Genomic DNA, 25,040 nt, shown 5'->3' on the forward strand with positions numbered 1-25,040 from the left:
TCATAGGATGAACTTTCCTATGACATAAAAAAAGTCCTGCTTAAACAGGACTTCCGTCTTTCATATACAAATAAAAAGAGCGGGTGATGGGAATCGAACCCACGTATCCAGCTTGGAAGGCTGGTGTTCTACCATTGAACTACACCCGCATACTTATGAGAAACGCTGTATCTCAAATATCTTTACAGACATTCCGCCTTTCTCAATGCCTTGGACCGGAATCGAACCAGTGACACGAGGATTTTCAGTCCTCTGCTCTACCAACTGAGCTACCAAGGCCCGTTTGTCAAAACCACAATGCCGCAGGCCGGAATCGAACCGGCACGGGAGATTAGTCCCGCAGGATTTTAAGTCCTGTGCGTCTGCCAGTTCCGCCACTGCGGCGAAATGGGCGGAGATGGATTCGAACCATCGAAAGCACTGCTAACAGATTTACAGTCTGCCCCCTTTGGCCACTCGGGAACCCGCCCATACCGGCTTTAACAAGCAGAGTTATCTTATCACAGCATGGATAAAAAATCAAGACGTTTTTTCAAATACTTTTTTTATTTTTCAAACATTCCTGTTATTTTATTATTCTGCTCTGTTTTTTTCATCCGATCCTGTTCCTGCCTCGTCCACTCCAGCCACCAGCAAAATGCTGCTGTGAGCAGGCATTTCCAAAGCCAGAATGCCATCTCTGGCATAATATTCCAGAAATCCCGCATTGTATCCCTTTTCTTCCGTCAGCATGACGCGCATGATTTTTTCCTCATCCGTAATTCCCAGTTCCCATACCGGAAGCTGAATCTCGCGTCTGTTGTTGCGGTTATTGACTGCTACGACACATTTGTTCTTTCCGCGAATCCGTCCGTAGGCAATCAGCTGGCGATCAGCCAGAAGCTGTTTTATCGAGCCCCGCCGAAGAGCCGGCATTCCCTTATGGATCCGGATCATGTAGCTATAAAATTCTATCAGTTCAAAATTCTCATGGCCCCAGGGATAGGTTCTCCGATTATCCGGATCCGTCCAGCCGCACACGCCTGCCTCATCGCCATAATAAAGAGTAGGAGCACCCGGCCAGGTCATCTGTACCATCACTGCTTCCCGAAACACACCGTAATGAATGCCCTCTTCTGCTTTCTTCGCTCCGGCGGTAGCCAGACGTCCCACCGTCTGGTTGGTTCTGGTCAGAAAACGGCTGTGATCATGATTGGAAAGCTGATTCATTGCCGTAAGAAGAGACGGCGTTTTCATTCTCGCCATATGATAATTCATCGAACGGAAAAAGCTTACTCCATCCCCGAACAGAATTCCATTATACTCATCGCTATGCTTTTCCATTCCCGTAAGAAACCAGGTAAGCGGCTCCATAAAAGCATCATAATTCATCACCGTATCCCACTGATCCCCGGCAAGCCAGCTTCCCGGATCTCCGTAATGCTCTGCCAAAATGATTGCCTCTGGATTGGCCTCTTTCACATTCTTCCGGAAATCTCTCCAGAATTTGTGGTTATACTCGCTGCTATGGCCCAAATCTGCCGCCACATCCAGCCGCCATCCGTCCACGTTAAAGGGCGGAGACACCCATTTGCGGGCAATGGACATTACATAGTCATATAACTGGTCAGATTCCTCATAATTCAGCTTAGGAAGAGTATCATGGCCCCACCAGCCGTCATAAGAATCATTGTCCGGCCATGCTGTCTCATCATTAAACCGGAAAAAGCTGCGGTAAGGGCTGTCCTCGCTGACGTATGCCCCTGTTTCATAGCCGCCCATTTTCTCATAAATCTTTTCCCGATCCAGCCATTTATTAAAAGAACCACAGTGATTAAACACACCGTCTATGATCACCCGCATTCCCCGCCGGTGAAGCTCTTCCACAAATTCTGCAAAAAACGCGTCGCTGGCTGTAAGATTTTCCGGCGCTGCGCTGCGGAGTCTGTAACGGGACGCATCCTCATTAGATACAGCTCCCTGGGGAACAGCCTGTCCTCCATCACGGACAATCACACCAAAGTGCGGATCAATATGCTCATAATCCTGGCTGTCATACTTGTGATTCGATGGGGACACAAAAAGTGGATTGAAATAAATCACCTCAATCCCCAGATACTGCAGATAATCCAGCTTATCCCAGACACCCTGCAGATCTCCTCCGTAAAATTTTCCCACATCCATTGCCTCCGGGCCGGCATTCCAGTCTTTCACCTGCTGCACCGGACATCCAATATAAATATATTCGTCATCCGTCACATCATTGTCCGGATCTCCATTGCAGAAGCGGTCAATGTAAATCTGATACATAACCGCACCCTTGGCCCACTCCGGCGTATGAAAGCCCGGAGTAATGCAGAAGGCATGACTTCCTTTGGGATCCGCATCCGTTCCCAGTCTGTCATAAAAGCAGACCTGACCATCCTTTTCTGCCTGAAAATAATAATAAAGGGGGTTCTCCCCTGCTGTTATCTGAATTTCATAATAATCAAACAAAGAATCGGATGAGGTTTTTTTCATCTGCATTTTTCCCTCATCCGAAATACAATACACATGATCCGTATTATCTTTTCCTGTACGGAACCGGAGGACTACACTGTCTCCTTCATCCGGCTCTTCCGGTATCCGGTAGTCCAGAGTCTCGTCTGCGAACAGCGCCCGCTTATTCAGTCTTTCCATCTGTTGTTCTGGCATCATCTACAATACTCCCTCTGCGTCATTACTGTTATTTTATCCCATCCCCTGACAAGATACAACTGTTTTTTCACAGAACGCACTTTCCTATGACATGAAAAAGAGAAAGAGCCGACGGGGCAGTCGGCTCTTTCAGGAGAAGGTATTTCGTTTCTTATGGGGTGTAGCAAAAACTATATAATGTATTGGGGGGTTTACGTTAATTATAGTACCATAAAGATGAAAATAAGTGTGCACAAACTTCCATAAATTTCATTTTATTTTTTATGCAGAATGACGGAACGGTATTTCATATATAAAATTTCTGTGAAATTTTCCTGCACTCCGCATAAACTCAACACTCTTTCGCTTCCCCTTCTGCCTCTGCAAACAGACCTTCAAACTCCTCCTGCCCAATTTTTTCTTTTTCCATCAGTAGGCTGCAGCAGCGTTCCAGCACATCTCTGTGCTGTTCGATGATTGCTCTGGCCTCTTTGTAGCAGTCGTCAATAATCCGCTTCACCTCGCGGTCTATCATGGATGCTACCTCCTCGCCATATCCCTTGGTGTGTCCAAAGTCACGGCCAATAAATACCTCATCATCATCGCCGTAATCAATCATACCCATCTGTTCAGACATTCCGTAACGGGTTACCATCGCCCGGGCAATCTTGGTTGCCTGCTTAATATCCTGAGACGCACCGGTTGTCACATCATCGAAAATAATCTCCTCGGCAATTCGGCCGCCCAGAGATACCATAATATCCTGGAGCATTTTTCCCTTGGTATTAAACATCTCATCTTCCCCAGGCAGCGGCATGGTATATCCGGCTGCGCCAACTCCTGTAGGGATAATAGAAACCGTATGCACCGGTCCCACATCCGGCAGAACATGGAATAAAATTGCATGGCCGGCCTCATGGTATGCCGTAATTTTCTTTTCCTTCTCAGAAATCACACGGCTCTTCTTCTCCGCGCCGATTCCCACCTTAACAAAGGAACGATCAATATCAGACTGGCGGATAAAGCTTCTGTTTTCCTTGGCAGCCAGAATCGCTGCCTCATTCAGCAGATTTTCCAGATCTGCGCCGGTAAAGCCTGACGTAGTCTTTGCCACCCGCAGAAGATCCACATCCTCGCCTAAGGGCTTGGACTTGGAATGAACCTGCAAAATTTCCTGACGGCCCTTCACATCCGGCCGTCCTACCATTACCTTCCGGTCAAAACGGCCTGGCCTAAGAATCGCCGGATCCAGAATATCCACCCGGTTTGTAGCCGCCATAACAATGATTCCCTCATTTACACCAAAGCCGTCCATCTCTACCAGAAGCTGGTTTAAGGTCTGTTCTCTCTCATCATGGCCGCCGCCCATTCCGCTTCCTCTGCGGCGCGCTACGGCGTCAATCTCATCGATAAATACAATACAGGGAGCATTTTTCTTAGCATCCTCAAACAGATCGCGGACACGGGACGCACCCACACCCACAAACATTTCCACAAAATCAGAACCAGAAATAGAGAAGAAAGGTACGCCTGCCTCTCCTGCAACCGCCTTGGCAAGAAGGGTTTTACCTGTTCCGGGAGGGCCCACTAAAATGACACCCTTGGGAATCCGGGCGCCTACGCTGGTATATTTCTGAGGATTCCGCAGGAAATCTACCATCTCCTCCAGATCCTCCTTCTCCTCCATCAGGCCAGCTACATTCTTAAAATTGATATTGCTGGTATGAGTCATCCGGGCGCGGCTCTTTCCAAAATTCATCATCTTGGCATTGGCTCCGCCGCCTCCGGCCGCCCTCATATTCATCATAAACACCAGAACCAGCACGGTTCCTACCATCATAATCACCGGCAGCGCCAGGCTGATCCAGTAATTGACCCGCGGTACATCTCTGGTAACATAATCAACGCCCTTTTCATCCAAAAGTTCCTGGGCAGATCTTACATCCGGCACATTAACTTCGTAGTAATTACCGTCATTTAACATCATCCGAATCACTCCGGTAGGCGCCTGCTCATTCTGCTTAATCTCTGCCGCCATAATCTCGTTCTGCTCCAGAACCTCCTGGAACTGCTGGCTGCTCAGCTCATTTTGTCTTCCGCCGGATGTATAAAGCATCCAGGCAAACATTCCAAACAGCAGCAGAATAAATAACCAGCTGCTGCGAAAATAGGTCTGCTGTTTCACTTACTTTCCTCCTTACTGCTCCACAACTCCAATATACGGCAGGTTGCGGTATTTCTGGGCATAATCCAGGCCGTATCCTACTACAAATTCATCCGGAATCGTAAAGCAGGTGTAGTCTACAGTCACCTGTTTTTTCACGCGGCGCTCCGGCTTATCCAGAAGCGTACACAGACGAATGCTTTCAGGCCCTCTCTGCTTCAATACCTCAATCAGATAGGACAGGGTCCGTCCAGAGTCAATAATATCCTCTACAATCAGCACGTCCTTTCCTGCCAGCGGCTCATCCAGATCCTTTACGATACGAACCACTCCACTAGATTTGGTGTCATTGCCATAGCTGGATACAGACATGAAGTCCAGAGTAACCGGAAGCTCCAGTCTTTTCGCCAATTCACAGGTAAAAAATACACCGCCCTTTAAAATACAGATCAGGTGAATCTCTTTTCCCTGATAATCCCGGCTGATCTGTGCGGCAACCTCGCTGATTCGTTTGTTTACTTCATCTTCTGACAACAATACTCTGATTTTATCTGCCATGTTCTTCTCCTCCATTATATGTGACCTGTAAAATGGTTTTTGTCTGGTCTGTTATTTTATAATATTCACTGATACGGCCTCCCACCACCCAAAGTACGTGATTTCCTTCAGCCAGCACAGGAATCTGCTCTCTCTCACCGCGGGGAATCTTGTCATCAATCATACAGCGGGCCACGGTCTTTTTTCCGCCGCCTCCCAAGGTAAGAAAATCCCCTGGACGCCGGTGCCTGTAAGAAAGCATATTTTTAATCTTATCATAATCAAACCATTTCGTATACTGGTTTTTGGGAATTTCTCCTGCTTTTTCCCTGGAAAGCGTACAAATCTGAATACGTTCTTCAGGAATTTCCAGTTCCAGGCACAACGTCCCGTCTGCTGTGATATATCTTCTTTCTAAGGAAATCCGCTTCCCTTTCTCTGCGTTTTTTTCATTCGTATTCTTTCTGAAAATGCGAAGAGTCTCATAAGTTTTTTCTGCTGCCAGACCACAGGGCAGATCCAGCCTGCTTCCTGCCTGATTGCGGGCCAGAGCTGCCAGGGCTGCAAAATGGCGGCTGGTAATATCCTTCCAGCCCGGCGCTGTCACATCCAGCATTCTTCTGAGAAGGTAGGTCTGGATAATCTCCTCCTGCTGAAGAAACAGCTTGCCGTCTATTTCCGCAAAAATCTGGGAACAACTGCCTTCCGGATTCTGCCTGCTCTCCGGATCTGCACATCTGTTTTCCAGCTCTGCATGTCTGTTTTCTGGCTCCTGTCGTCCGCCCTCTTCCCAGACCCGTTCTGCCTGCTGCTCCAGATACCGATCCGCCTGAGCCATAATATCCGCCGCCCGAAGAATGTTTTCCTCTGCCCTTTGATTCACTGTTTCTCTCATCAACGGAAGAATCCTGCGCCGGATAACATTGCGGGTATACTCCTCTGACTGGTTGGTTGAATCCTCGCACCAGGAAACTCCCTCTGCTTCCAGCCATGCGCAGATCTCCTCCCTGCTCACAGAAAGCAGGGGGCGAATCAACCGTCCCTGTACCGGGCGGATCCCCGACAGCCCCCGCAATCCGCTGCCCCGCAGAAGATTATGAAGAACCGTCTCTGCACTGTCCTCCCTGTGATGAGCCACTGCGATTTTCACCGGACAGTCAGAAACAGCGCCAGTCTCTTTCTCCCAACATTCCGCAGCCTGCTCCAGCGCCTCATAACGCAGCACACGCCCGGCCTCCTCTGTAGACATTCCATGGTCTCTGGCATATTCTGCCGCATTGCAGCGCACAGTCTGAAAAGGAATTCCAAGTTTCCGGCACAATTCCTCCACAAACCGTTCGTCCCGGTCAGCCTCTGCCCCCCGCAGTCCATGGTGTACGTGAACCACACGCAGAAATGCCGGGAACTCCGAAGCAATTTTCTGCAGTGCCCACAGCAGGCAAACTGAATCTGCCCCTCCTGACACTGCTGCAATTACCCTGTCTCCCGGCCTCAGCATTTTATAAGCCTCCATATAAGACCTGATTTCCATTATCATTGATTTCTGCATGTATCTCTCCATTATTCATAACCGTTCAGCCATGCACCTTCCTGCCCGCTTACAGCGGACAAGAGGCGCCGGGCGCTTGTCCTCTGTCTTTTCTATTTCCACTATAGCCCACACTGACCGCAAAGTAAAGACCCTTTTACCTCTTCCAGATTCCCGCTGTCAGAATCGTCATGTCATCCTTTGGGCCATCTCCCCACTGGCAGGCAAACTGAAGCATTTCCTCTGCCATCTCCTGCGGGCCTTTCAGTATCATCCCCTCCAGATACTCCTTCACCGCTTTTTCCTTGTCTTCTCCAGGCCAGGAATCCAGCACACCATCTGTCATCATAACAATCCGATCCCCGTCCCACAGCTTTTTTGACAAAAGCAGCGGCTCTGCCTGACCAATCACACCAACCGGCACCTGACCGGCCTCCAGAATGTCCGCACTCCCTTCATGAAGCAGAAAAGCTGCGACAGCCCCCATTTTCATTGCTTCCAGAACCCCTGTATGCAGATCCACACAACACAGATCCATCGTAGCCGGATGCTGCTGGGCTCCTGTCAGAAGCAGAATGGTATTCACCATTTTCAGCGCTGATCTGGCAGAAAAGCCGGCTTCCAGAAGCTGTTGGGTCAGCTCCACCACACGACCGCTTTCCCGGCATGCCGTTTCTCCGCTTCCCAGACCATCTGAAAGGCTCAATACTGCCTGTCCTGGCAAATTTATAAAGGTATAATTATCTCCAGACACGCGCTCTCCTTCTCTTGGCAGACGGGCAGCTCCGCAGACCATCCGATACTGTCCTGTTTCAACAAATCGAATCGTTCCAAGCTGCCGGGTAATCAGATTCCTCGTATCCGCAGGCGCATACCAGGTTCCGCTTCCCATAGCCTGTCCAAACAGCTCCGCCGCATCTCTGGCAGTCATACATTTGCCGCCCAGCATCCGAACCGTAAGGTAAGCCTCCCTGCGCCTGTTTTCATATTCCAGCACCAGCATATTTTCCACCACGGCCCGGTGAAGCCGAAATGTCCGTGTGACCGCAGCAGCTCTTCTCTCAGTAATATCTGTGGCCTGCTCCATCTGATGAGCAAACTCATCCAGTATGAGAGCCAGTTCCCGAAACTGTACCATCACTGTATCACGGCTTTCCAGAAATCGGTTCTTCCATTCCAGATTCATAGTCGCTCTGCCCAGATTTCTGTTTAGATGCATCATATAATCATCCTTCTGACGGCAGGTTTCCAAAAACAGCCTGGGCATGTCCTCGTCCTCAACCCGCCCCTTCTGTTCAAAAGCCCGAAGCAGATAATAGATATAATAGCTGTCCTCTTTTTCACTGTCTCGGTACAGATTGCACCGGCTGCAGCCCCCGCACACCAGAGCCCCCGCCATCTGCATGGCTGCCAGCGCATCCTCCCTGGTAAGCCCGTTTTCCTCTTCCAGACTGTCCGTGCAGGATCTGGCTAAAAGCCCCAGTGAACGGGCCATCTCACTGAGACGTCCTGCTGTATATACATTCACATCCGCCATATCGCGGCGTCTTGTCCGTTTCCACACAAAAATCCCCTCCTAAGCCACATTATATGCGGCGGAAGGGGATTCTATGCCTGTCCTTATTCTTTTGGCGCCGGCTTTAACAGAATCTCATCAGGATTCACCAGTCCCAGCTTCTGTTTGGCGATTTCCTCTATGTACTGCTTTGTCTGTACATACACCCGGTACTCCTCCAGCTCTCTGGCCCGATTTTCCTCCTCGGTCTTCTGCTTCTCCAGAGCCTCCTCGCGGATTTGATACTCCAGCTCCTTCTTCCTCATAGAGGTGCTTTTCAAATTCACTACAACCGCCAGGCTGGCCACCACCACGGTGATTCCCACAATGGCCATCCGGTTGCCCCATCGATCCCTTTTCTTTCTCCGGGTGTTTCCGCGTCCTCTCATACTAATCACCAGCCTTAAATCCTCGTTGCCCTGTTACCTCTTACGTTTTATTTTAATCCATCTCCCAGCCTTTTTCAATAGCTTCATAAAATTTGCGCTGAAAACCCGGTCATATGCAATCATTGCAGCCAACACTCCTCCAATTACGCAAAAACGCAGGCCTCCGTCATTCTCCCTGTAAAGAAGATAAAAGGTGGCAAAGCCTGCAAAAATCCAGTATAAAAAATCCTCCAGCCCTACCCACAGCCAGCTGTGGCGTACCAGAAGACGAAAAATCCTCAGACAGTCATAAACTGCCATCAGCCCTGCTCCGGCTGCTGCGCTGACTAAAATCAGCCTTGCCTCTGTCTGAATACTGGGACTCATGCTTCACGCTCCTGACAATTTATTTAAACAGGCGAGAAAGCAGCGACTCTCCGGCCTTTCGGTATGCTTCATTAGAAGAGTAAACCAGACTGTCCACAGTTCCCTCCAGATCCACCTCTCCCTGCTCTACCGTCAGACGGCTTACATGGAGATCCTTTCCCTTTATCGTCAGAAGCCCCATATCTGTATCCATAACAGCCTGCTGCTCGTCAAAAGATACCACCTCACGAATTCCGGTCAGCCTGACTGACGAACGGTTCTGTACCTGACAGGAGTGAGGACGGATTCCCTCTTTTTCTTCCATATAAATCAAAACCTCCCCATATCCGAACCTCTGGTTCAGTATATGGGGAGATGAAAAAATTTATGATAATGACTTTTAAAGATAACGGTACAGTTCTTTGGCATCGTCCTTGCGCACGGTTTCCTGCACATCAAGAACCTCCACTTTTACGGAGCTTGTTCCAAACTGTATTTCAATAATATCCCCGGCTTTTACACTGGCCGATGCCCTGGCCGGCCGGTCGTTGAGCAGCACCCGTCCTGCATCGCAGGCTTCATTGGCCACCGTCCTGCGCTTAATCAGTCGGGAAACCTTCAGATATTTGTCCAGCCTCATAAATTATGCGTTTACCAGATCCTTCAGAGCCTTACCTGCTTTGAACTTCGGAGTCTTGCAGGCTTCGATCTTCATGCTCTCACCAGTCTTCGGATTTCTTCCTTCTCTTGCTGCTCTCTCAGATACCTCGAATGTACCAAAGCCTACCAGCTGAATCTTATCACCATTCTTTAAAGCATCAGCAACCACATCTGTGAAAGCCTTTACTGCTGCCTCTGCATCCTTACGAGAAAGACCAGCCTGCTCAGCTACTGCTGCAACTAATTCTGTCTTGTTCATTATTAATTCCTCCTGCAATGGTCCGACAAGCCCTGCCGGACACTAATCAAATAAAAAATGTACTCTTCCATTTATATATGGTTTACTGCTCTTTGTCAAGTTTTTTTGGCTTTTTCCTGCTTTTTAATCTCATTCCATAAATCCAGACTTTCCTCCGGTGTCGCGGCTACTGCATCTCCAAATACATGGGGGTGGCGGCGAATCATTTTCTCGCATAAGCCATCGATCACATCCTCTACAGTAAAGAGTCCCTGCTCGCTGGCAATCTGGCTCTGAATCATAACCTGATAAAGCACATCCCCCAGCTCCTCACAGAGATTTTCCATATCGTGATGATCAATGGCCGCAAGCACCTCCCCGCTTTCCTCCAGCAGGTAAGGCTTCAGACTCTCCAGGGTTTGCTTTCTGTCCCAGGGACATCCGTGATCCGAACGCAATACCGCAACGATCTCTTTCAAATCCTCAAATGTGCGCATCTTCCTCCCCCTCCTGCTTTCCCGGTTCTGCCTCATTCACAGGTTCTTCTGCTTTTGCGGGCTTTCCCATTTTTCCCGGCTTTGCGTTCTTCCTGCACCTCTCCTCTTTCCCCTGATCCGGCACCGGTTTTCCTACAAATACAATAATCGAACGGTAGGGTACCATATACCGCTTCTGATTTTCCAGTTCCCGTTCCTGCCCCGCTTCATAATACCCGCTTCCGCTGCTGTCGCTGGTATCAAAAGCAATCTTCCACTGCTGGGATCTGGGCAAATGAGGAAGGGCAAATTCATGAGGCTCCCAATGCATATTATATGCGACAAAAAAGGTTTCATCCGCGGTTCCGTCTGCTTTTTTCCCATAAGGTCCCCAATACATAATGCCGATCTGCCGGCGGAAATTCTCAAACTCCGGCTTCCAGGCATTGACTCCGTGGTAGGAAATATCCGGCTTTCCTACTGCCCGATAATCCATTACCTTGGGCTCTTCCTTCATGTGAAATACAGGATGGGCTTTTCTGAAAGCAATCAGATACTTTACAAAGGCCAGCAGTTCCCGGTTGGTTTTCTGGAGCTTCCAGTTCAGCCAGGAAATCTCATTATCCTGACAGTATGCGTTATTATTGCCGCCCTGACTGTGGCCAAATTCATCTCCTGCCTGAAGCAGCGGCGTACCCTGGCTTAAAAATACCATCAAAAGGGCATTGCGAAGCTGCTGTCTGCGCATTTGAACCAGCTTTTTCTTCCGACTGGGGCCTTCCTCCCCGCAGTTCCAGGTGTAATTATAATCCGTCCCATCCTGGTTTTCTTCTCCATTGGCCTCATTATGCTTCCTGTCATAGGAAACCATATCCATCAGCGTAAACCCATTGTTGGTAGCCATATAGTTGATCACGCCGTGACCAGCCGGATTGCGGCGGCTGCGGAAAATCAGATTTTTCATCTGATCCTCATCTCCCTTTAAGGCCCGCCTCATATCCACCAGAAAACCATCATTGAATTCGCCAAGATTTTTCTGATATCCCGGTTCCTTATCTCCGTCATCCCAATAGGTAGCCCACAGCTTCGTGTCCGTCAGATAGGGATCCTTTGCCAGAATCCAGGCAGGTGCCTGTCCCGTCAGATGAACTCCGTCTACATGGAATTCCCGAACCCAGAACCGCACCACATCCAGAACTGCCGCTGGCGTCTCCCTGCCTGTGAAAAACAGTTCGATAACCACTTCCATTCCTGCCTGGTGAAGGGCCTTTACCATCTGCTTAAACTCCATCGCCGGATTTCTTCCCGTACCTGCATAGGAGGCCTTCGGCGCATAATAGAAAGCAGCTCCACAACCCCAGTAATTTAATCTTCCCGTAGGCTTCGGGCCGTCTCCATAGGGATTGCCGTCCGCTACATCCGGCATCTCAATCTCCTGAAACTCCGCGACAGGCATAAGCTCCAGCGTCGTAATTCCCAGTTCCTTCAGATAGGGAATCTTTTCCACAACGCCTGCAAAAGTCCCTTTATTCCGGACACCAGATGAGCCGTCCTTTGTCAGCCCCCGCACATGAGCCCTGTATACAATACACTCCTCATAAGGAATCCGCAGAGAAACATCCCCCCCCCAGTCAAACTCCGGCTGACTGACCGGCGTTGTAAGAAGTCTCTCTCCATTTTCCAGACATCCCCATGCTTCATTTCCCAAAAAGCTTCTGCCGCAGGGATCCGAAAACCGTTTTCCATCCGCCTCAAAAGCATACTCATACTGCTGTAATCCCTCTCCCTCTACTGTCATCTCCCATACCTGACCATGACGTCCTGCTTCCGGAAATCTGATTCTTGCCGCTTCCTGTTTTTCGCCCCTGCCCTTTTCCGGCGAAAACAAAAGCAGGCTGCACTCCTTTGCAGCCGCTGCAACCGATACGTGAATTCCTTTCTCCGTTGGTGTAAGCCCCATCGGATATACCCCTGCGCTGTCAATGCAAATCTGATACTGTCTCATCCTTCCACCTTTCCATTTCACGTCCCCGTTATTAAGTTACAAAGAAGAAATCCTATTCCCGCAGCTGCCCCCAATCTGCCGCAGGAATATCCTAGGACCAAAGAAAGAAGCTTGCAAGCAAGCTTCTTCGCCTGTGGCCAGTCGCTTCTGCGACAAAATTCTCTGCCGCCGCATGGCGATCCCTGCGGAGCGTTTTTAGGTCACAGGACACAATTTCCTATGACCTAAGAAATCACCAGCTCTACCGGACAGTGATCCGAGCCCAGTATCTCCGTGTGAATCGCCGCGCTCTCCAACCGGCTCTTCAATGTCTCTGACACACAGAAATAATCGATTCTCCATCCTGCATTTTTCTCCCGGGCCTTAAACCGATAGGACCACCAGGAATACACCCCTTCCTGCTGCGGATAAAAATATCGGTAGGTATCCACAAAGCCCGCTTCCAGAAGCCGGGTAAACTTCTCCCTCTCCTGATCAGTAAAGCCTGCATTTTTTCTGTTTGTCTTTGGATTTTTTAAATCAATCTCTTGATGGGCCACGTTAAGATCTCCGCAGAAAATCACCGGTTTTCTCTCCTCCAGCCCTTTTAAATAACCAAGCCAGGCGTCCTCCCACTCCATACGGTAATCCAGACGCGCCAGCTCGTTCTGGGAATTGGGCGTATAGCAGGTTACCACATAGTAATCCGGAAACTCTGCTGTAATCACCCGTCCCTCCCTGTCGTGATCTGGAATCCCGATCCCATAAGTCACGGACAAGGGCTCCTGTCTGGTAAAAAGCGCAGTGCCGGAATAGCCTTTTTTCTCTGCATAATTCCAGTACTGATAATATCCAGGCAAATCCAGCTCCAGCTGCCCTGCCTGAAGCTTTGTCTCCTGCAGGCAGAACACATCTGCATCTGCCTGACGGAAAAAGTCCAGAAAGCCCTTGCCTGCGCAGGCGCGGATTCCATTCACATTCCAGGAAATCAATTTAGTCATATAATTTCTCCTTATAAACACCTTCCTCAATCAGACGGCGGATAGAATCCACGACAGCAGCCTTATCCTCCTGGTAGGTAACGCCGAACCATTTATCTCTGGTTTCCAGCACCTTTACCTTGCCCTTGCCGCTCTTGATCAGCTTATCAATAATTCTGGGAAGCAGATATTCTGCCTTTAAATTTCCCTCTGGAATATTGTCCAGAAACTCCGGGAAGCCTGTCTCCAGCTCCTCCAGGAAACGGGGCGGAAGTCCCCACATATTCATGGATACATGCTGATCCGGATTTACAGAAACGGGATTTCCCTGCTCATCATTGGCCTTTAAGCTGCCGTCCTTCCACTCAATGTCAAAGGTCTCTGTCACATCCCGAAGGGTACCGTCCTCATTCACCTGGCACACACCGCGGGTCACGGTTCCGTTCTCACTTAAAGTATTTTCCAGAATAAATCCGCCCATACACATATCATAAACGTCAGACTCTGTATCCATCTCATGAACCATATAATCATGAATTTTGGAAAAGCCCTCTTTGCCGTAATAGTCATCTGCATTGATTACCAGGAACGGCTCATGAACCATGCCCTTTACAGCCAGCACTGCCTGTCCGGTACCCCAGGGCTTTGTCCGGCCTGCCGGAACCTGATATCCTGCCGGAAGCTCCTCCAGCTCCTGGAAAGCATATTCTACACGGGCAATCTTTTCAATTCTATTGCCGATAATCTCCCGAAAATCCTTTTCCAGATCCTTGCGAATAATAAAAATAATCTTATTAAAGCCTGCTTCCAGCGCATCATGAATGGAATAATCCATAATAATCTCGCCATTGGGCCCCACCGGAGCCAGCTGCTTGATTCCTCCGCCAAAACGACTGCCAATACCAGCTGCCATAATTACCAACGTCGTATCTTTCATCTTTTCTCTCCCTCAGATTCTTCGGTTTCCACACCGTTTTTTTATAACTAAACTATATCATAGGAACCTCAAAAAGGCAATTCATAGGAAAAGAGAATCCCGGCCTGCAGGATTCTCTTTAACGATTTTTATGAACTTCAACAATTCAGCCAGTTTCGAATCATGGCCTCCAGGATTTCCGCGCTTCCTTTCACCCCGAAGGAACCGCTGTTTAAGGCAACATCCTTATAATCCAGCTCACTGTGATATCCCTTGCTGTATCTCTTGTGATACAGGGTTCTGGAATGATCTGCGTCTACAATCATCTTCTCTGCCGCAGCCTTTTCCATCTCAAAATATTCACAGCAGTTTTTCAGCCTGTTTTCATAAGATGCGTAAATATAAATACTGAAATGATTCTTTCTCTCTGCCAGAATACTGTCCGCACATCTGCCTACCAGAATACACGGCCCCTTATCCGCCAGATCCATAATAATATTTTTCTCAATCTGAAAAATTTCATCCTGCATACTGGGAACCACCATTCCCAAAGGATACAGATACCGCAGGTAGGGAAAATTGGAAACCTCTTCTTTGTCACTGACAACGGAAATCGGAAGTCCCATGCGCTTTGCCGTTTCCTCTACAATATCCCGGTCATAAAAAGGAATTCCCAGCCGCTGTGATAATTCACAGGCAATCGGTCTTCCCATACTTCCAAACTGCCGCGATATGGTAATTACGTATGAATCCTTCATTTCTGCCTTCAGGCCCTCCTTTTGAAATCTTTGTATCCATCAGGCCTCTGATGTGCGAATCGCAGCCTGGGCTGCCCTGTCAGCCGCCGGAACAGCCTTGATTCTCCTCTGCTGCATGCTTCTTACAATACAGGACAGGGTAAAATTAATAATAAAATAAATCATGGCTGCCAGGCCAAACAGAACAAAAACATCAGATACATTGGTCGTTCCCAGCCCATTATACTGATAAGATGCGTTCATAACCTGACGCACTCTGGCCATCAGCTCAATCACTGCCACATTGGCCAGATAAGAGGAGTCCTTAATGGTTGTCACTACTTGGCTTAACAGAGTCGGCACAATATTGCGGTATGCCTGCGGCAGCACAATATAGTACATAACCTGAAATACATGAAAGCCCTGAGAATGGCCTGCTTCAAACTGCCCCAGCGCAACCGAGTTCAGTCCGCCTCTTACAATCTCTGCAATAACAGAAGAAGTAAACAAAACCAGCGCTGCGGCTGCCTTAAACAGAAGCTTTACCTCTACAGAGGTCAGTCCAAACATTTTCCTCTGGAGAAAGGACGGACAGGGACAGAAAATCAGGCAGACAAAAATCCACAAAAGCAAAGGCGTATTTCGGAATATCTCAATATACACAATTGCCATCCATTTCAAAATTCTGGCAACGCCTCTATTGCAGTAATTGCGTACCAGCGCCAGAATCGATCCCACAAAAATTCCCATAAGCACTGCCACTACAGAAATAATCAGGGTAAATGCCACGCCTTTCATAATAAACTTCAGGACTGCCGGATTCGTAATAATCCGCAGACTTCCTTCTATTGTACTCATAGACTCATTCTCCCCTTTCTTTTATGCTGCAGCTTCTTCTGTCACAGTCACTCTTGCATCCCGCTTCTTTAACGAGTTCTCCCACACGCTTGCCAGTGTGGACAGAGGGAAGCAGATAACAAAGAAAAGCAGGCCGCTGAGCAGATACGCCGGCGCATAAGCGCCGCCGGTACTGGCTCCTGTTACAAAGCTGTAGGTAACAGAAATCAAATCCGTTCCTCCAATAATGTAGAGGCAGGAGGTGTTTTTCACCAGATTCACAACCTGATTCACCATGGGAGGCAAAATAATCTTCACGCTCTGAGGCAGAATAATATAATACATTTTCTGAAAATAATCAAAGCCCTGAGACTCGGCTGCCTCAAACTGGCCTTTGGGAATCGCTTCGATTCCTGCCCTGATAACCTCGGCTACATAAGCGCCGTGATACACTCCCAGAGCAATAATTCCCGTTGCAATAATGCCAATACTGTTTCCGGAAAATGCCAGAGCGTAATACAGAAAACAAATCTGCAGAAGCAGCGGCGTGTTCTGTATAAATTCCACGTAAACCCGGGCAATAGCCCTCAGCGCCTTGTTTCTTCCTGTAGACATCAGTCCAAATGCGATTCCCAGAAGCAGAGATATGAAAAGCGCAAACACTGCGGTCATCAGCGTATGCTCCACTCCCAGAAAAAACGTTCCGCGAAAGGTCCACACCTTCTCCCATGCATCAGCTGAAAATAAACCTGCCATTTTTTACCTCCCCTGCCTCACCTGCCGGTATTTTTCATAATCACTGTTTTAGTTGAGTCCGTAATTGTCAATCAGACCCTGGATGGTTCCGTCATCCAGCCATTTGGTTACCAGATCCTCGCAAACCTTGGAGAAGCCGGAGCCCTTTTTCGTTACAACGCCATACTCCTGAGGAGCAAATTTGTCTTCAATGTAAGAACGTCCATCTGTCTTATAGATTGCCAGAATAGATTTATCAACACAGAAAGCATCTATCTCACCTGCGCTGAGAGCGGTAGAGATTGCCGGATAATCCTCATACTGACGATAGCTGATGCCCTTAGTCCAGGTTGCTGCGTCAAAGGTATCACGGTCAAAGCCCTCGCCGTCTAACACGCCAGCCTCAATCATGGCTGCTGTCAGCTCTCTTGCAGAAGTAGAACCGGAGGAAACGCCTACCTTTTTGTCTTTCAAATCTGCCAGCGTTTTGATTCCGGAAGCATCCTCAACCAGAACAGTAACCGCATCAGTATAATATGGGGTTGTGAAATCCCAGGTCTGTTTTCTCTCCTCTGTAATCGTAAAGGTAGCCAGAACACAGTCAATATCCCCGGAATCCAGAAGCTCTCCTCTGGTTGCTGCGGTAACGGTTGTATACTCCACGTCCACGCCCAGCTCCTCGGCAATCTTTGCGCCCAGATCAATTTCCATTCCTGTATACTCGCCGGTCAGGGCATCCTGAAGACCAAAGCCGGGAACTGCATTTTTAACGCCTACACGGAGAACGCCTCTGTCCTTAATGGCCTGCACATCTGCGGAAGCATCTGCCGCTGTGGTATCTGCTGCTGTAGTGTCTGCTGCTGCGGTGTCTGTCGCTTTCGTATCTGCTGCTGCAGTTTCAGCTGCCTTTGTGTCTGCCGCTGTGGTATCTGCGCTTCCTGAGCCTGAGCATCCGGTCACCATAGCTACTGTCATCAGTCCTGCCAGTAATAATGCGATTTTCTTTTTCATAATGTCTCCTCCTCATTTTCCTTTTTCTTTTCTCTGTCTGATCCTTCCCTGTTTTCAGATATGCCGTCTGGAGATTATCTAAAGCATAAAAGCTATGCCCTAAATCATATTCCTTTTCTTTCCGGAAATTCTTTATCTTATAATTTTTCCAAGGAACTGCTTCACTCTCTCTTGCTGGGGATTGGTGAAGAAATGCTCTGGTGTTCCTTCCTCAATAATCTCCCCGTGATCCATAAATACAACCCGATCTGCCACCTGTCTGGCAAATCCCATTTCATGAGTAACCACCACCATGGTGATATTTTCATCTGCCAGTTTAATCATTGTATCCAGAACCTCCTGAATCGTTTCTGGATCCAGGGCCGATGTGGGTTCATCAAAAAGAATAATCTTTGACTGCATACAGAGCGCTCTTGCTATTGCAATTCGCTGCTGCTGTCCGCCGGAAAGAGTCGTGGGATACACATGGGCCTTATCTCTCAGTCCAACCACATCCAGATAATGGTAAGCCAGCTCTTCTGCATCTGCCTTGCTCTTGTGGTGCAGCTTCATCGGCGCCAGCGTCAGATTCTTCAAAACCGTCATATGCGGATACAGATTAAACTGCTGAAACACCATAGATGAGGTTTCCCGAATCACATGAACCCTGTTTTTGTGGTTCAGCTCCTTTCCATCTACCAAAACCCTGCCGCTGGTAGGCTCCTCCAGAAAATTCATACAGCGAACCGTAGTAGATTTCCCGGAACCTGACGGACCGATAATAACCAGCTTTTCTCCCTCTTTGACCTCCAGATTCACATCCTTCAGCACATGAAGATCACCGAAATATTTATTCACATGCTCCATTTTGATCATCGCCATGATTTTTCTCCCTCCCGGTTCCCAAACTTTCTATTTCCCTCGTCCGCCTATCTGCAAATCCGGAAAAGCACAAAGGCGCCTTGAAGTTTTACCTTCAAAACGCCTTCGTTTTGTGTAAGTGCCATTTTAAACTAAATTTTATTAAATGTCAATTTATTTTCTTCCGTAAAAACCTATTTTTCTTCTAAATGAACTTAACAAAATAAAGTTTTGTTCTTTTCATCTAAAATATTATATATTTTCTGAAATTTTTCAAATTGTTTTAATTGTTTTTACAAAACAAAATATTCATCTTTTTTCACAGGACGTATTTCCTATCAAGAAAGAAGCTCGCTCGCGAGCTTCTCCGCCTGCGGCGGGTCGCTTCTGCGACAAAATTCTCTGCCGCCGCATGGCGATCCTCGCGGAGCGTTTTTATTTCATAGGATGCAATTTCCTATGAAATAAAAAAATGCAGACAACGCCTTCGAAGCCTAACAACCTCTCTTTGCATCTGTCTGCATTTCTATCATTTTATCGCGAATATGTCTTCCTGCCCTACTTTATTCTGCTGGGCTTGGGGAAGTAGCGGAACAATACCTTTGCTACCAGCTTTTCCCGCTTCACATAGGTATTCTTCCATCTGCGGGCATCTGAGGAATAATTCCTGTTGTCGCCCATCATAAAATAACTGTCCTCTGGAACCTCAAAATGCATAGGCTCCTCTGGAATCATCGGCTCCCTGATATAAGGCTCATCCAGGGGTGTTTCTGACCCATTTAGATAAACATGGCCGTCTACAATATCAATGGTATCTCCCGGAAGTCCGATAACCCGCTTGACATAATAAATCTCTTCATTGTCCGGGAAACGGAAAATCACAATATCTCCACGCTCCGGATCTCCGAATTTGTAAGACAGGCGGGAGCCAATTACCCGATCTCCTGTCATAATCGTATTTTCCATGGAACCGCTGGGAACCTCGCTGTTGGCGATGATACAGGTATTCAGGAAAAACGCAATCGCAGCTGCGGAAATGATAATCTTAAACCACTCCCAGACCTCCTGCTTCCAGCCGCCCTGCTTTTCTTCCTTCTCTGGCTGCTGTCTGCCGGCCTTTTTCCCTGCCTCGGTTCCGGGCATATCCTCTTCCCGGACAGTGTCCCTGCCAGAATCCGATATACCGCCAATCTCCCTGGAATTAACCGGCTCTTCCATAGGGATATCTTCCGTAAGCTTCCTCTCCGGCCCTGTCCAGGTTTTATTTTTTTCCATAAATGAATTCGCCTCTGTCCGACTATCTGCTGCGATATTTCTCCAGCAGCTTGTTGATCCGCTTGGTCGGATTCAGCAGCTCGCTGAGAGAATCATCATGATTCAGATTGTCAATAATCAATGCAATATATTTGCTCATGTCTACATTAATGTAGTACGGTCTGGACAGCAGCTCCGGAGTCTGGTAAACCAGGTTGGTGGTCAGAATCCGGTCAATAATGCCGTTGTCATAATACTCATCAAATTTGTTCAGTCCATTGGTGAACAGACCAAAGGTTGCACAGATAAATACCTTTCTTGCTTTTCTGCGCTTCAGCTCCTTGGCTACATCCAGCATACTTTCACCGGAAGAAATCATATCGTCAATAATCAGAACGTCCTTGCCCTCTACGCTGGAGCCCAGGAATTCGTGAGCTACAATCGGGTTGCGTCCGTCTACAATGCGGGTATAATCGCGGCGCTTATAGAACATACCCATATCCAGACCCAGAACGTTGGCAAAGTACACAGCACGGCCCATACCGCCTTCGTCCGGGCTGATAACCATCATGTGATCGCTGTCAATATCCAGCTCTGTCTCTGTCTTCAGAAGATATTTAATAAACTGGTAAATCGGCTGTACAGTCTCAAAGCCCTTTAAAGGAATCGCATTCTGCACACGGGGATCATGAGCGTCAAAGGTAATGATATTCTCCACGCCCATATTGGTCAGCTCCTGCAGAGCCAGAGCGCAGTCCAGAGACTCTCTGTTGGAACGCTTATGCTGACGGCTCTCGTACAGGAATGGCATAATGACATTGATACGGCGCGCTTTTCCTGCTGCTGCCGCAATCACTCTCTTCAGATCCTGGAAATGATCATCCGGAGACATATGGTTTGTCATTCCGCACAGGGAATAAGTCAGGCTGTAATTGCAGACATCCACCATAATGTACAGATCATCACCGCGAACGGAAGCGTTGATTGTTCCCTTTCCTTCGCCGGATCCAAATCTTGGTGTAGCAGCTTCGATAATATAGGAATCTCTCTGATATCCTGCAAAAGCGATGGTGGATTTGTGATCGCTCTCCCGCTCTTTTCTCCACTCTACCAGCCAGTCATTTACCTTTGCGCCCAGCTCAGAGCAGCTCTTTAACGGAATCAGTCCCAACGGCCCTACTGGAATGGTTTCAATGGTTTTTTCTTCGTATATCATGGTGTCCTCCAAATGTGTATGGTAATTTTCTTATTGTTCTGGCGACAATTCAGCCATGCTTTTTCTCTCTGCATTGCTGCATAGCAGAACCGTTACTTTTATTGTTAACGTATTCTTTATAACATCAGGAATCATTTAAGTCAAGTTAATCCCGGTATCTTTGCCGTTTTTTCACCCGAATATCCCCTCCGTACAGGGGAATGGTGGCATAATGGCTCATAAGCCGTGACGCAACCCGGTCAGAATAGGTGTCTCTCAGCATATCCATAGAAAGATTGGTTGAGATAATAGTTCCCAGCTTTCTATTGATTCGCTCATTGATACAGTAAAACAGCTGAGAGGAAACAAAGGAGTTGTTTAATTCTGTCCCCAAATCATCAATAATCAGCATCTGACAGTCCAGAATATGGCGGCAGGTCTCCTCCGCCTCGTCCTGACCATCCCGGCCGAATCTGCATTTGGAAAACAGCTCAAACAGATCCTGGGAGGACAGATAAATAACAGAAATCCCCCGGTCAATCAGCGCCTTTGCAATACAGTTGGTCAGAAAGGTCTTTCCTACGCCTGTGCTTCCCGTAAAGAGAAGATTTTCTCCCTTGCCCGGAAACTCCGCCGCAAATTCCCGGCACCGTCTGGCAACCAGCTTCATATAATCCAGTTCCGTCATTCCCAGCTGGGGAACCTTTTCCCGGCTGTCGTACCACTCAAAGGAAAAGGTGGAAAAATTCTCCCGCTCCAGCGCCTGTTCAATGCCGGACTGGGCGTACAGAATCCTCATTCTGGCCCGTTCAAAGCAATGGCACCGCTTTCCGTCTGCAAAGCCTGTATCTTTGCAGTCCGGACAGGTATAGCGCATCTCCATATAGTCCTCAGGGAAACCGCTGTTTTTCAGCAGCTCCTTTCTTCGGAGCCGCATTTCCTCCAGCTGCGCCTTCATCTCTTTTGTCCTTTCCAGACTTCCGGAAAGGCTCTGCCTTGCGCAGGCCGCCGCCTGAGCGCTGATTTCCTGTTCCAGCTGTTTTAACTGGGGAACCTGCTGATACACACGGGCAATCCGCGCGTCCCTCTCATGCCGGTTCTTCAGCTGGCGCTTCTCATATTCTCTCATTACTGCATTGTACTGCGAATTGCTCAGGGCCATCCCTTATGTTTCCCCCTTTCCTCTGTTATGATTCTCCGATCCAGCCGCGGACCTGCTCTAAAACCATAGAATCATAGTCCGTATCTCTCTGTTCAAAATTATGAAACTGGTTGGTCTGAGGCCGGGCAGTCTCGTTTCGTCCCCCGGATCCGCCTTTTCGCTTCTGGCTCCTTCGTTTCTCATCCAGCTCCGATACATCCCGCAGGTTTTTCACTCCGGCCTTCTTCCACTCAGAAAGAATCCGATCTGCATAGCGGAAGCTGGGATTGTGAGTGGCTTCCATCGTCCTGTTGCATGCCTCCAGCACCAGCTCTCTGGTAAATCCGTAGGTTCCAAACCACCGTTCAATCATCTCCTTTTCCGCATCCCCCGGCTTCCGGTCAGTCAGACCAAAGGCCCGCATAACAGAAAAAGAGTCCTTTGTAAATCCGCTGGCATAGGCCTTGGCCTGCTCTACTGTGCGAAGCTCCTTTTCATGCCAGTTCAAAGCCACTGTTTCAATATAGCGGATACTGGTATGCCCGCCCTGAACGCAGTATTCCACCAGATACTCCAGAAGCTCTGCTGACATATGAAGACCGTCATACAGATAGGCAAATACCTCCAGCTCCCTCTGTGTAAATATCTTATTCAGGTACCTCTGGGCAATATACAGAAGCTGAGAAAATTCTCCGTCTCCCTGCAGGCGGTTCACCTGATCCTGACTGTACACCGGACGCCCGGAGGCTGCCGCTGCCTCTGCACCTGCCTGACCGGAGCCCCCGCTTCCGGCTGGCAGAATGCCTCTCGTCTTCTCACTGGCTGCCCCGCTCTGGTCTGACTCTGACCTGCCGCCTGCCTGACCGGAGACTGCGGGCTGTACCGAACTTTTCCGGGAATCGCTGTCTCTCCAGATAGCCCCCTGGTTCTCCATGGCGGAGCGCTCCGGGCTGCTTAAAGTCAGCGCCCCCAGCTTCTCCCAGTAAGACAGGGCTCTCCGCACATCTGCCTCTGTATGATTCAGGTCATCGGCAATCTGTCCCACATCCGGCTTCTCCTGATGGTGCCTCAGCAGGTACAGATACACCTTCACATATTCTCCATTAGCATCTGCCATATAACGGTCAATAAACTCATTTGCCACCAGGGTGGCCTCCACTCCAAATCTGCAAATCGCGTCCATAACTCCTCATCCTCTCCTGTCTGTATCTTAACACATCCGGCTCTAAAAAGAAATAGGCGGGATTATCCACAGAATTCTTTGTGGATAATGTGGATAATGTGGATATCCAGTCAACATAATTCGAACTGCATCTGTCGAATCTGGTCGAAAACCACGAAAATACTAGGTTTTTTAAATTTTTTGACATTTTCTTATGTAAATCAAAAAATCCACATAGTCCCTTTACATAAAAAGTGGAAAACTATGTGGATAATGTGGATAACTTATAATCCCAACAGTCTTTCCCCAACTTTTACAATGTCTCCGGCCCCCATAGTTATCAACAAATCGCCTGTTGAACAATTTTCTAAAAGAAATGTCTCTATTTCATCAAAAGTAGGGAAATAATGGACGTTTCCGCCTGCAGCCTGGATTCTTGAGGCAATATCTCTGGAGCTGACGCCCAGAGTATCTGTCTCACGGGCTGCAAAAATATCAGCCAGCACAACCTCATCTGCTGCAGAAAGAGCCTGGGCAAACTCATCCAGAAAGGCCTTTGTCCGGCTGTAGGTATGGGGCTGGAATACGCACCACAGCTTCTTATGGGGATAATTGGCTGCAGCCGCCAGAGTTGCCGCTATTTCCTGGGGATGATGAGCATAATCATCAATAATAGTAACTCCGTGCATCACACCCTTTTTCTCAAATCTCCGCTCTGTTCCCGTAAAATTTCGAAGTCCCTGTGCTATTCCGTGGACAGAAATCCCAAGAGCTCTGGCCGCAGCAATCGCCCCCAGAGCATTGTATACATTATGCTCTCCAGGAACACTTAACTCAATTCGATCTCCCGGCTGTCCATTCTCCACCAATGTAAAGGAAGGTCTTCCAAAGCTGTCATAAGAAAGATCTGCTGCGCAAAAATCACTGTCCGCTCCATGTCCAAAGGTCACTGTCCGACAGGGAAGTTCTCCACAGATCTCCTGGTAATTTTCAATATCACTGTTTATAATCAAAAGACCTTCTGCCGGAAGATTCTCAGCAAACAGCCGGAAGGAATGGCGAATATCTGCAAGATCCTTGAAAAAATCCAGGTGATCTGCCTCAATATTCAGAATCACTTCTATAGTAGGATAAAATGACAGAAAACTATTCGTATACTCACAGGCCTCTGTCACAAACAGCTCTGAGCCCCCCACCCGGATATTTCCTCCGATAGAATGAAGAATTCCACCTACGGAAATCGTTGGATCTGTCTCTGCTGCCAGAAGAATCTCTGTCAGCATCGAGGTAGTTGTTGTCTTTCCATGAGTTCCTGCCACAGCCACAGCCTGTCTGTAATTTTTCATCATCTGGCCCAGAAGCTCTGCGCGGCTCAGCATGGGAAGTCCTCTCTGCACAGCTGCCGCATACTCCGGATTGTCCGAATGAACTGCTGCCGTATAAACCACCAGCCTTACACTGTCTGAAATATTTTCCGCTCTCTGTCCGTAGAAAATCTGCGCTCCTGCAGCTTCCAGATGATTCGTCAGTTCTGTTTCATGGGCATCTGATCCAGTAACCGTAAAGCCCTCCCGCAGAAGAATCTCCGCCAGACCGCTCATGCTGATTCCTCCGATTCCAATAAAATGAACCACCAGTGGCTGATTAAAATCTATCTGATACATATAAATTCCTTCCTTTATCGATTTTATAATAGCTCTT

24 protein-coding genes and 4 tRNA genes are annotated in these 25,040 nt (G+C 48.3%); all 28 read right to left on the reverse strand.

The genetic code is table 11. The features are described from left to right. Window positions 1-78: 78 nt before the first annotated feature. A tRNA-Gly gene (locus tag ACESON_RS05740) sits at window positions 79-149 on the reverse strand. Between the two features lie 57 nt (window positions 150-206). After that, a tRNA-Phe gene (locus tag ACESON_RS05745) sits at window positions 207-279 on the reverse strand. Between the two features lie 19 nt (window positions 280-298). Continuing rightward, window positions 299-384: transfer RNA gene (locus ACESON_RS05750), tRNA-Leu, on the reverse strand. 4 nt (window positions 385-388) lie between these two features. Further along, window positions 389-470 (reverse strand) — tRNA-Tyr (locus tag ACESON_RS05755). A 103-nt stretch (window positions 471-573) separates the two neighbouring features. Continuing rightward, a complete protein-coding gene (locus ACESON_RS05760; RefSeq protein WP_373108868.1) occupies window positions 574-2,673 on the reverse strand; it encodes a glycoside hydrolase family 13 protein in 2,100 nt (699 codons plus the stop codon). A gap of 334 nt (window positions 2,674-3,007) precedes the next feature. After that, window positions 3,008-4,840 (reverse strand): ATP-dependent zinc metalloprotease FtsH, encoded by a 1,833-nt coding sequence (ftsH, locus tag ACESON_RS05765; protein WP_177958856.1) that lies wholly within the window; start codon window positions 4,838-4,840, stop codon window positions 3,008-3,010. Between the two features lie 12 nt (window positions 4,841-4,852). Continuing rightward, the gene (gene hpt, locus ACESON_RS05770) at window positions 4,853-5,377 is read right to left on the reverse strand and encodes a hypoxanthine phosphoribosyltransferase (RefSeq protein WP_177958855.1); all 525 of its coding nucleotides are present in this window, start codon (window positions 5,375-5,377) and stop codon (window positions 4,853-4,855) included. Beyond that, complete coding sequence (tilS, locus tag ACESON_RS05775; protein WP_373108827.1) at window positions 5,367-6,905, reverse strand: tRNA lysidine(34) synthetase TilS; 1,539 nt, start codon at window positions 6,903-6,905, stop codon at window positions 5,367-5,369. Before tilS ends, hpt begins: the two co-directional genes overlap by 11 nt. A gap of 136 nt (window positions 6,906-7,041) precedes the next feature. Beyond that, window positions 7,042-8,454 (reverse strand): SpoIIE family protein phosphatase, encoded by a 1,413-nt coding sequence (locus tag ACESON_RS05780; protein WP_373108870.1) that lies wholly within the window; start codon window positions 8,452-8,454, stop codon window positions 7,042-7,044. A 50-nt stretch (window positions 8,455-8,504) separates the two neighbouring features. Beyond that, window positions 8,505-8,828, reverse strand: coding sequence for a septum formation initiator family protein (locus ACESON_RS05785; RefSeq protein WP_177958858.1), 324 nt, complete (start codon window positions 8,826-8,828; stop codon window positions 8,505-8,507). A 33-nt stretch (window positions 8,829-8,861) separates the two neighbouring features. Next, window positions 8,862-9,194, reverse strand: coding sequence for a spore cortex biosynthesis protein YabQ (gene yabQ, locus ACESON_RS05790; protein WP_177958854.1), 333 nt, complete (start codon window positions 9,192-9,194; stop codon window positions 8,862-8,864). A gap of 19 nt (window positions 9,195-9,213) precedes the next feature. Then, complete coding sequence (gene yabP, locus ACESON_RS05795) at window positions 9,214-9,498, reverse strand: sporulation protein YabP (protein ID WP_177958853.1); 285 nt, start codon at window positions 9,496-9,498, stop codon at window positions 9,214-9,216. Window positions 9,499-9,573: 75 nt separating this feature from the next. Next, complete coding sequence (locus ACESON_RS05800) at window positions 9,574-9,813, reverse strand: S4 domain-containing protein (protein WP_177958852.1); 240 nt, start codon at window positions 9,811-9,813, stop codon at window positions 9,574-9,576. 3 nt (window positions 9,814-9,816) lie between these two features. Beyond that, complete coding sequence (locus ACESON_RS05805; protein ID WP_177958851.1) at window positions 9,817-10,092, reverse strand: HU family DNA-binding protein; 276 nt, start codon at window positions 10,090-10,092, stop codon at window positions 9,817-9,819. Window positions 10,093-10,187: 95 nt separating this feature from the next. Then, a complete protein-coding gene (locus ACESON_RS05810) occupies window positions 10,188-10,568 on the reverse strand; it encodes a MazG family protein (protein WP_177958850.1) in 381 nt (126 codons plus the stop codon). Further along, window positions 10,555-12,552 (reverse strand): alpha-amylase, encoded by a 1,998-nt coding sequence (locus ACESON_RS05815; RefSeq protein WP_373108830.1) that lies wholly within the window; start codon window positions 12,550-12,552, stop codon window positions 10,555-10,557. The genes ACESON_RS05810 and ACESON_RS05815 overlap by 14 nt, the downstream gene beginning before the upstream one ends. A 224-nt stretch (window positions 12,553-12,776) precedes the next feature. Beyond that, a complete protein-coding gene (locus ACESON_RS05820; protein WP_177958848.1) occupies window positions 12,777-13,532 on the reverse strand; it encodes an exodeoxyribonuclease III in 756 nt (251 codons plus the stop codon). Further along, the gene (locus ACESON_RS05825) at window positions 13,525-14,448 is read right to left on the reverse strand and encodes a sugar phosphate nucleotidyltransferase (RefSeq protein WP_177958847.1); all 924 of its coding nucleotides are present in this window, start codon (window positions 14,446-14,448) and stop codon (window positions 13,525-13,527) included. Before ACESON_RS05825 ends, ACESON_RS05820 begins: the two co-directional genes overlap by 8 nt. A 137-nt stretch (window positions 14,449-14,585) precedes the next feature. Further along, window positions 14,586-15,185 carry an AAA family ATPase gene (locus ACESON_RS05830; protein ID WP_373108831.1) on the reverse strand — a complete coding sequence of 200 codons (600 nt, stop codon included), beginning with the start codon at window positions 15,183-15,185 and terminating at the stop codon, window positions 14,586-14,588. Window positions 15,186-15,224: 39 nt separating this feature from the next. Beyond that, window positions 15,225-16,022 (reverse strand): ABC transporter permease subunit, encoded by a 798-nt coding sequence (locus ACESON_RS05835; RefSeq protein ID WP_177958845.1) that lies wholly within the window; start codon window positions 16,020-16,022, stop codon window positions 15,225-15,227. Window positions 16,023-16,043: 21 nt separating this feature from the next. Then, the gene (locus ACESON_RS05840; protein WP_177958844.1) at window positions 16,044-16,757 is read right to left on the reverse strand and encodes an ABC transporter permease subunit; all 714 of its coding nucleotides are present in this window, start codon (window positions 16,755-16,757) and stop codon (window positions 16,044-16,046) included. A 48-nt stretch (window positions 16,758-16,805) separates the two neighbouring features. Next, on the reverse strand, window positions 16,806-17,747 hold the full coding sequence (locus tag ACESON_RS05845; protein WP_177958843.1) for a transporter substrate-binding domain-containing protein: 942 nt from the start codon (window positions 17,745-17,747) through the stop codon (window positions 16,806-16,808). Between the two features lie 132 nt (window positions 17,748-17,879). After that, entirely contained in the window at window positions 17,880-18,602 is a 723-nt protein-coding gene (locus ACESON_RS05850) for an amino acid ABC transporter ATP-binding protein (RefSeq protein ID WP_373108871.1), read from the reverse strand. Between the two features lie 543 nt (window positions 18,603-19,145). Beyond that, the gene (gene lepB / locus ACESON_RS05855) at window positions 19,146-19,805 is read right to left on the reverse strand and encodes a signal peptidase I (RefSeq protein ID WP_373108872.1); all 660 of its coding nucleotides are present in this window, start codon (window positions 19,803-19,805) and stop codon (window positions 19,146-19,148) included. 79 nt (window positions 19,806-19,884) lie between these two features. Then, window positions 19,885-21,057: a ribose-phosphate diphosphokinase gene (locus tag ACESON_RS05860; RefSeq protein ID WP_177959426.1), complete on the reverse strand. Its 1,173-nt coding sequence runs from the start codon at window positions 21,055-21,057 to the stop codon at window positions 19,885-19,887. Window positions 21,058-21,202: 145 nt separating this feature from the next. Next, on the reverse strand, window positions 21,203-22,198 hold the full coding sequence (locus tag ACESON_RS05865) for an ATP-binding protein (RefSeq protein WP_373108833.1): 996 nt from the start codon (window positions 22,196-22,198) through the stop codon (window positions 21,203-21,205). 25 nt (window positions 22,199-22,223) lie between these two features. Next, window positions 22,224-23,360: a DnaD domain protein gene (locus tag ACESON_RS05870; RefSeq protein WP_373108834.1), complete on the reverse strand. Its 1,137-nt coding sequence runs from the start codon at window positions 23,358-23,360 to the stop codon at window positions 22,224-22,226. Between the two features lie 263 nt (window positions 23,361-23,623). Next, entirely contained in the window at window positions 23,624-25,003 is a 1,380-nt protein-coding gene (gene murC / locus ACESON_RS05875) for a UDP-N-acetylmuramate--L-alanine ligase (protein WP_373108835.1), read from the reverse strand. Window positions 25,004-25,040 lie beyond the last annotated feature (37 nt).

Origin of the sequence: Lachnoclostridium sp. Marseille-P6806 (genome assembly GCF_964238185.1) — a bacterium.
Classification (GTDB): domain Bacteria; phylum Bacillota; class Clostridia; order Lachnospirales; family Lachnospiraceae; genus Brotaphodocola.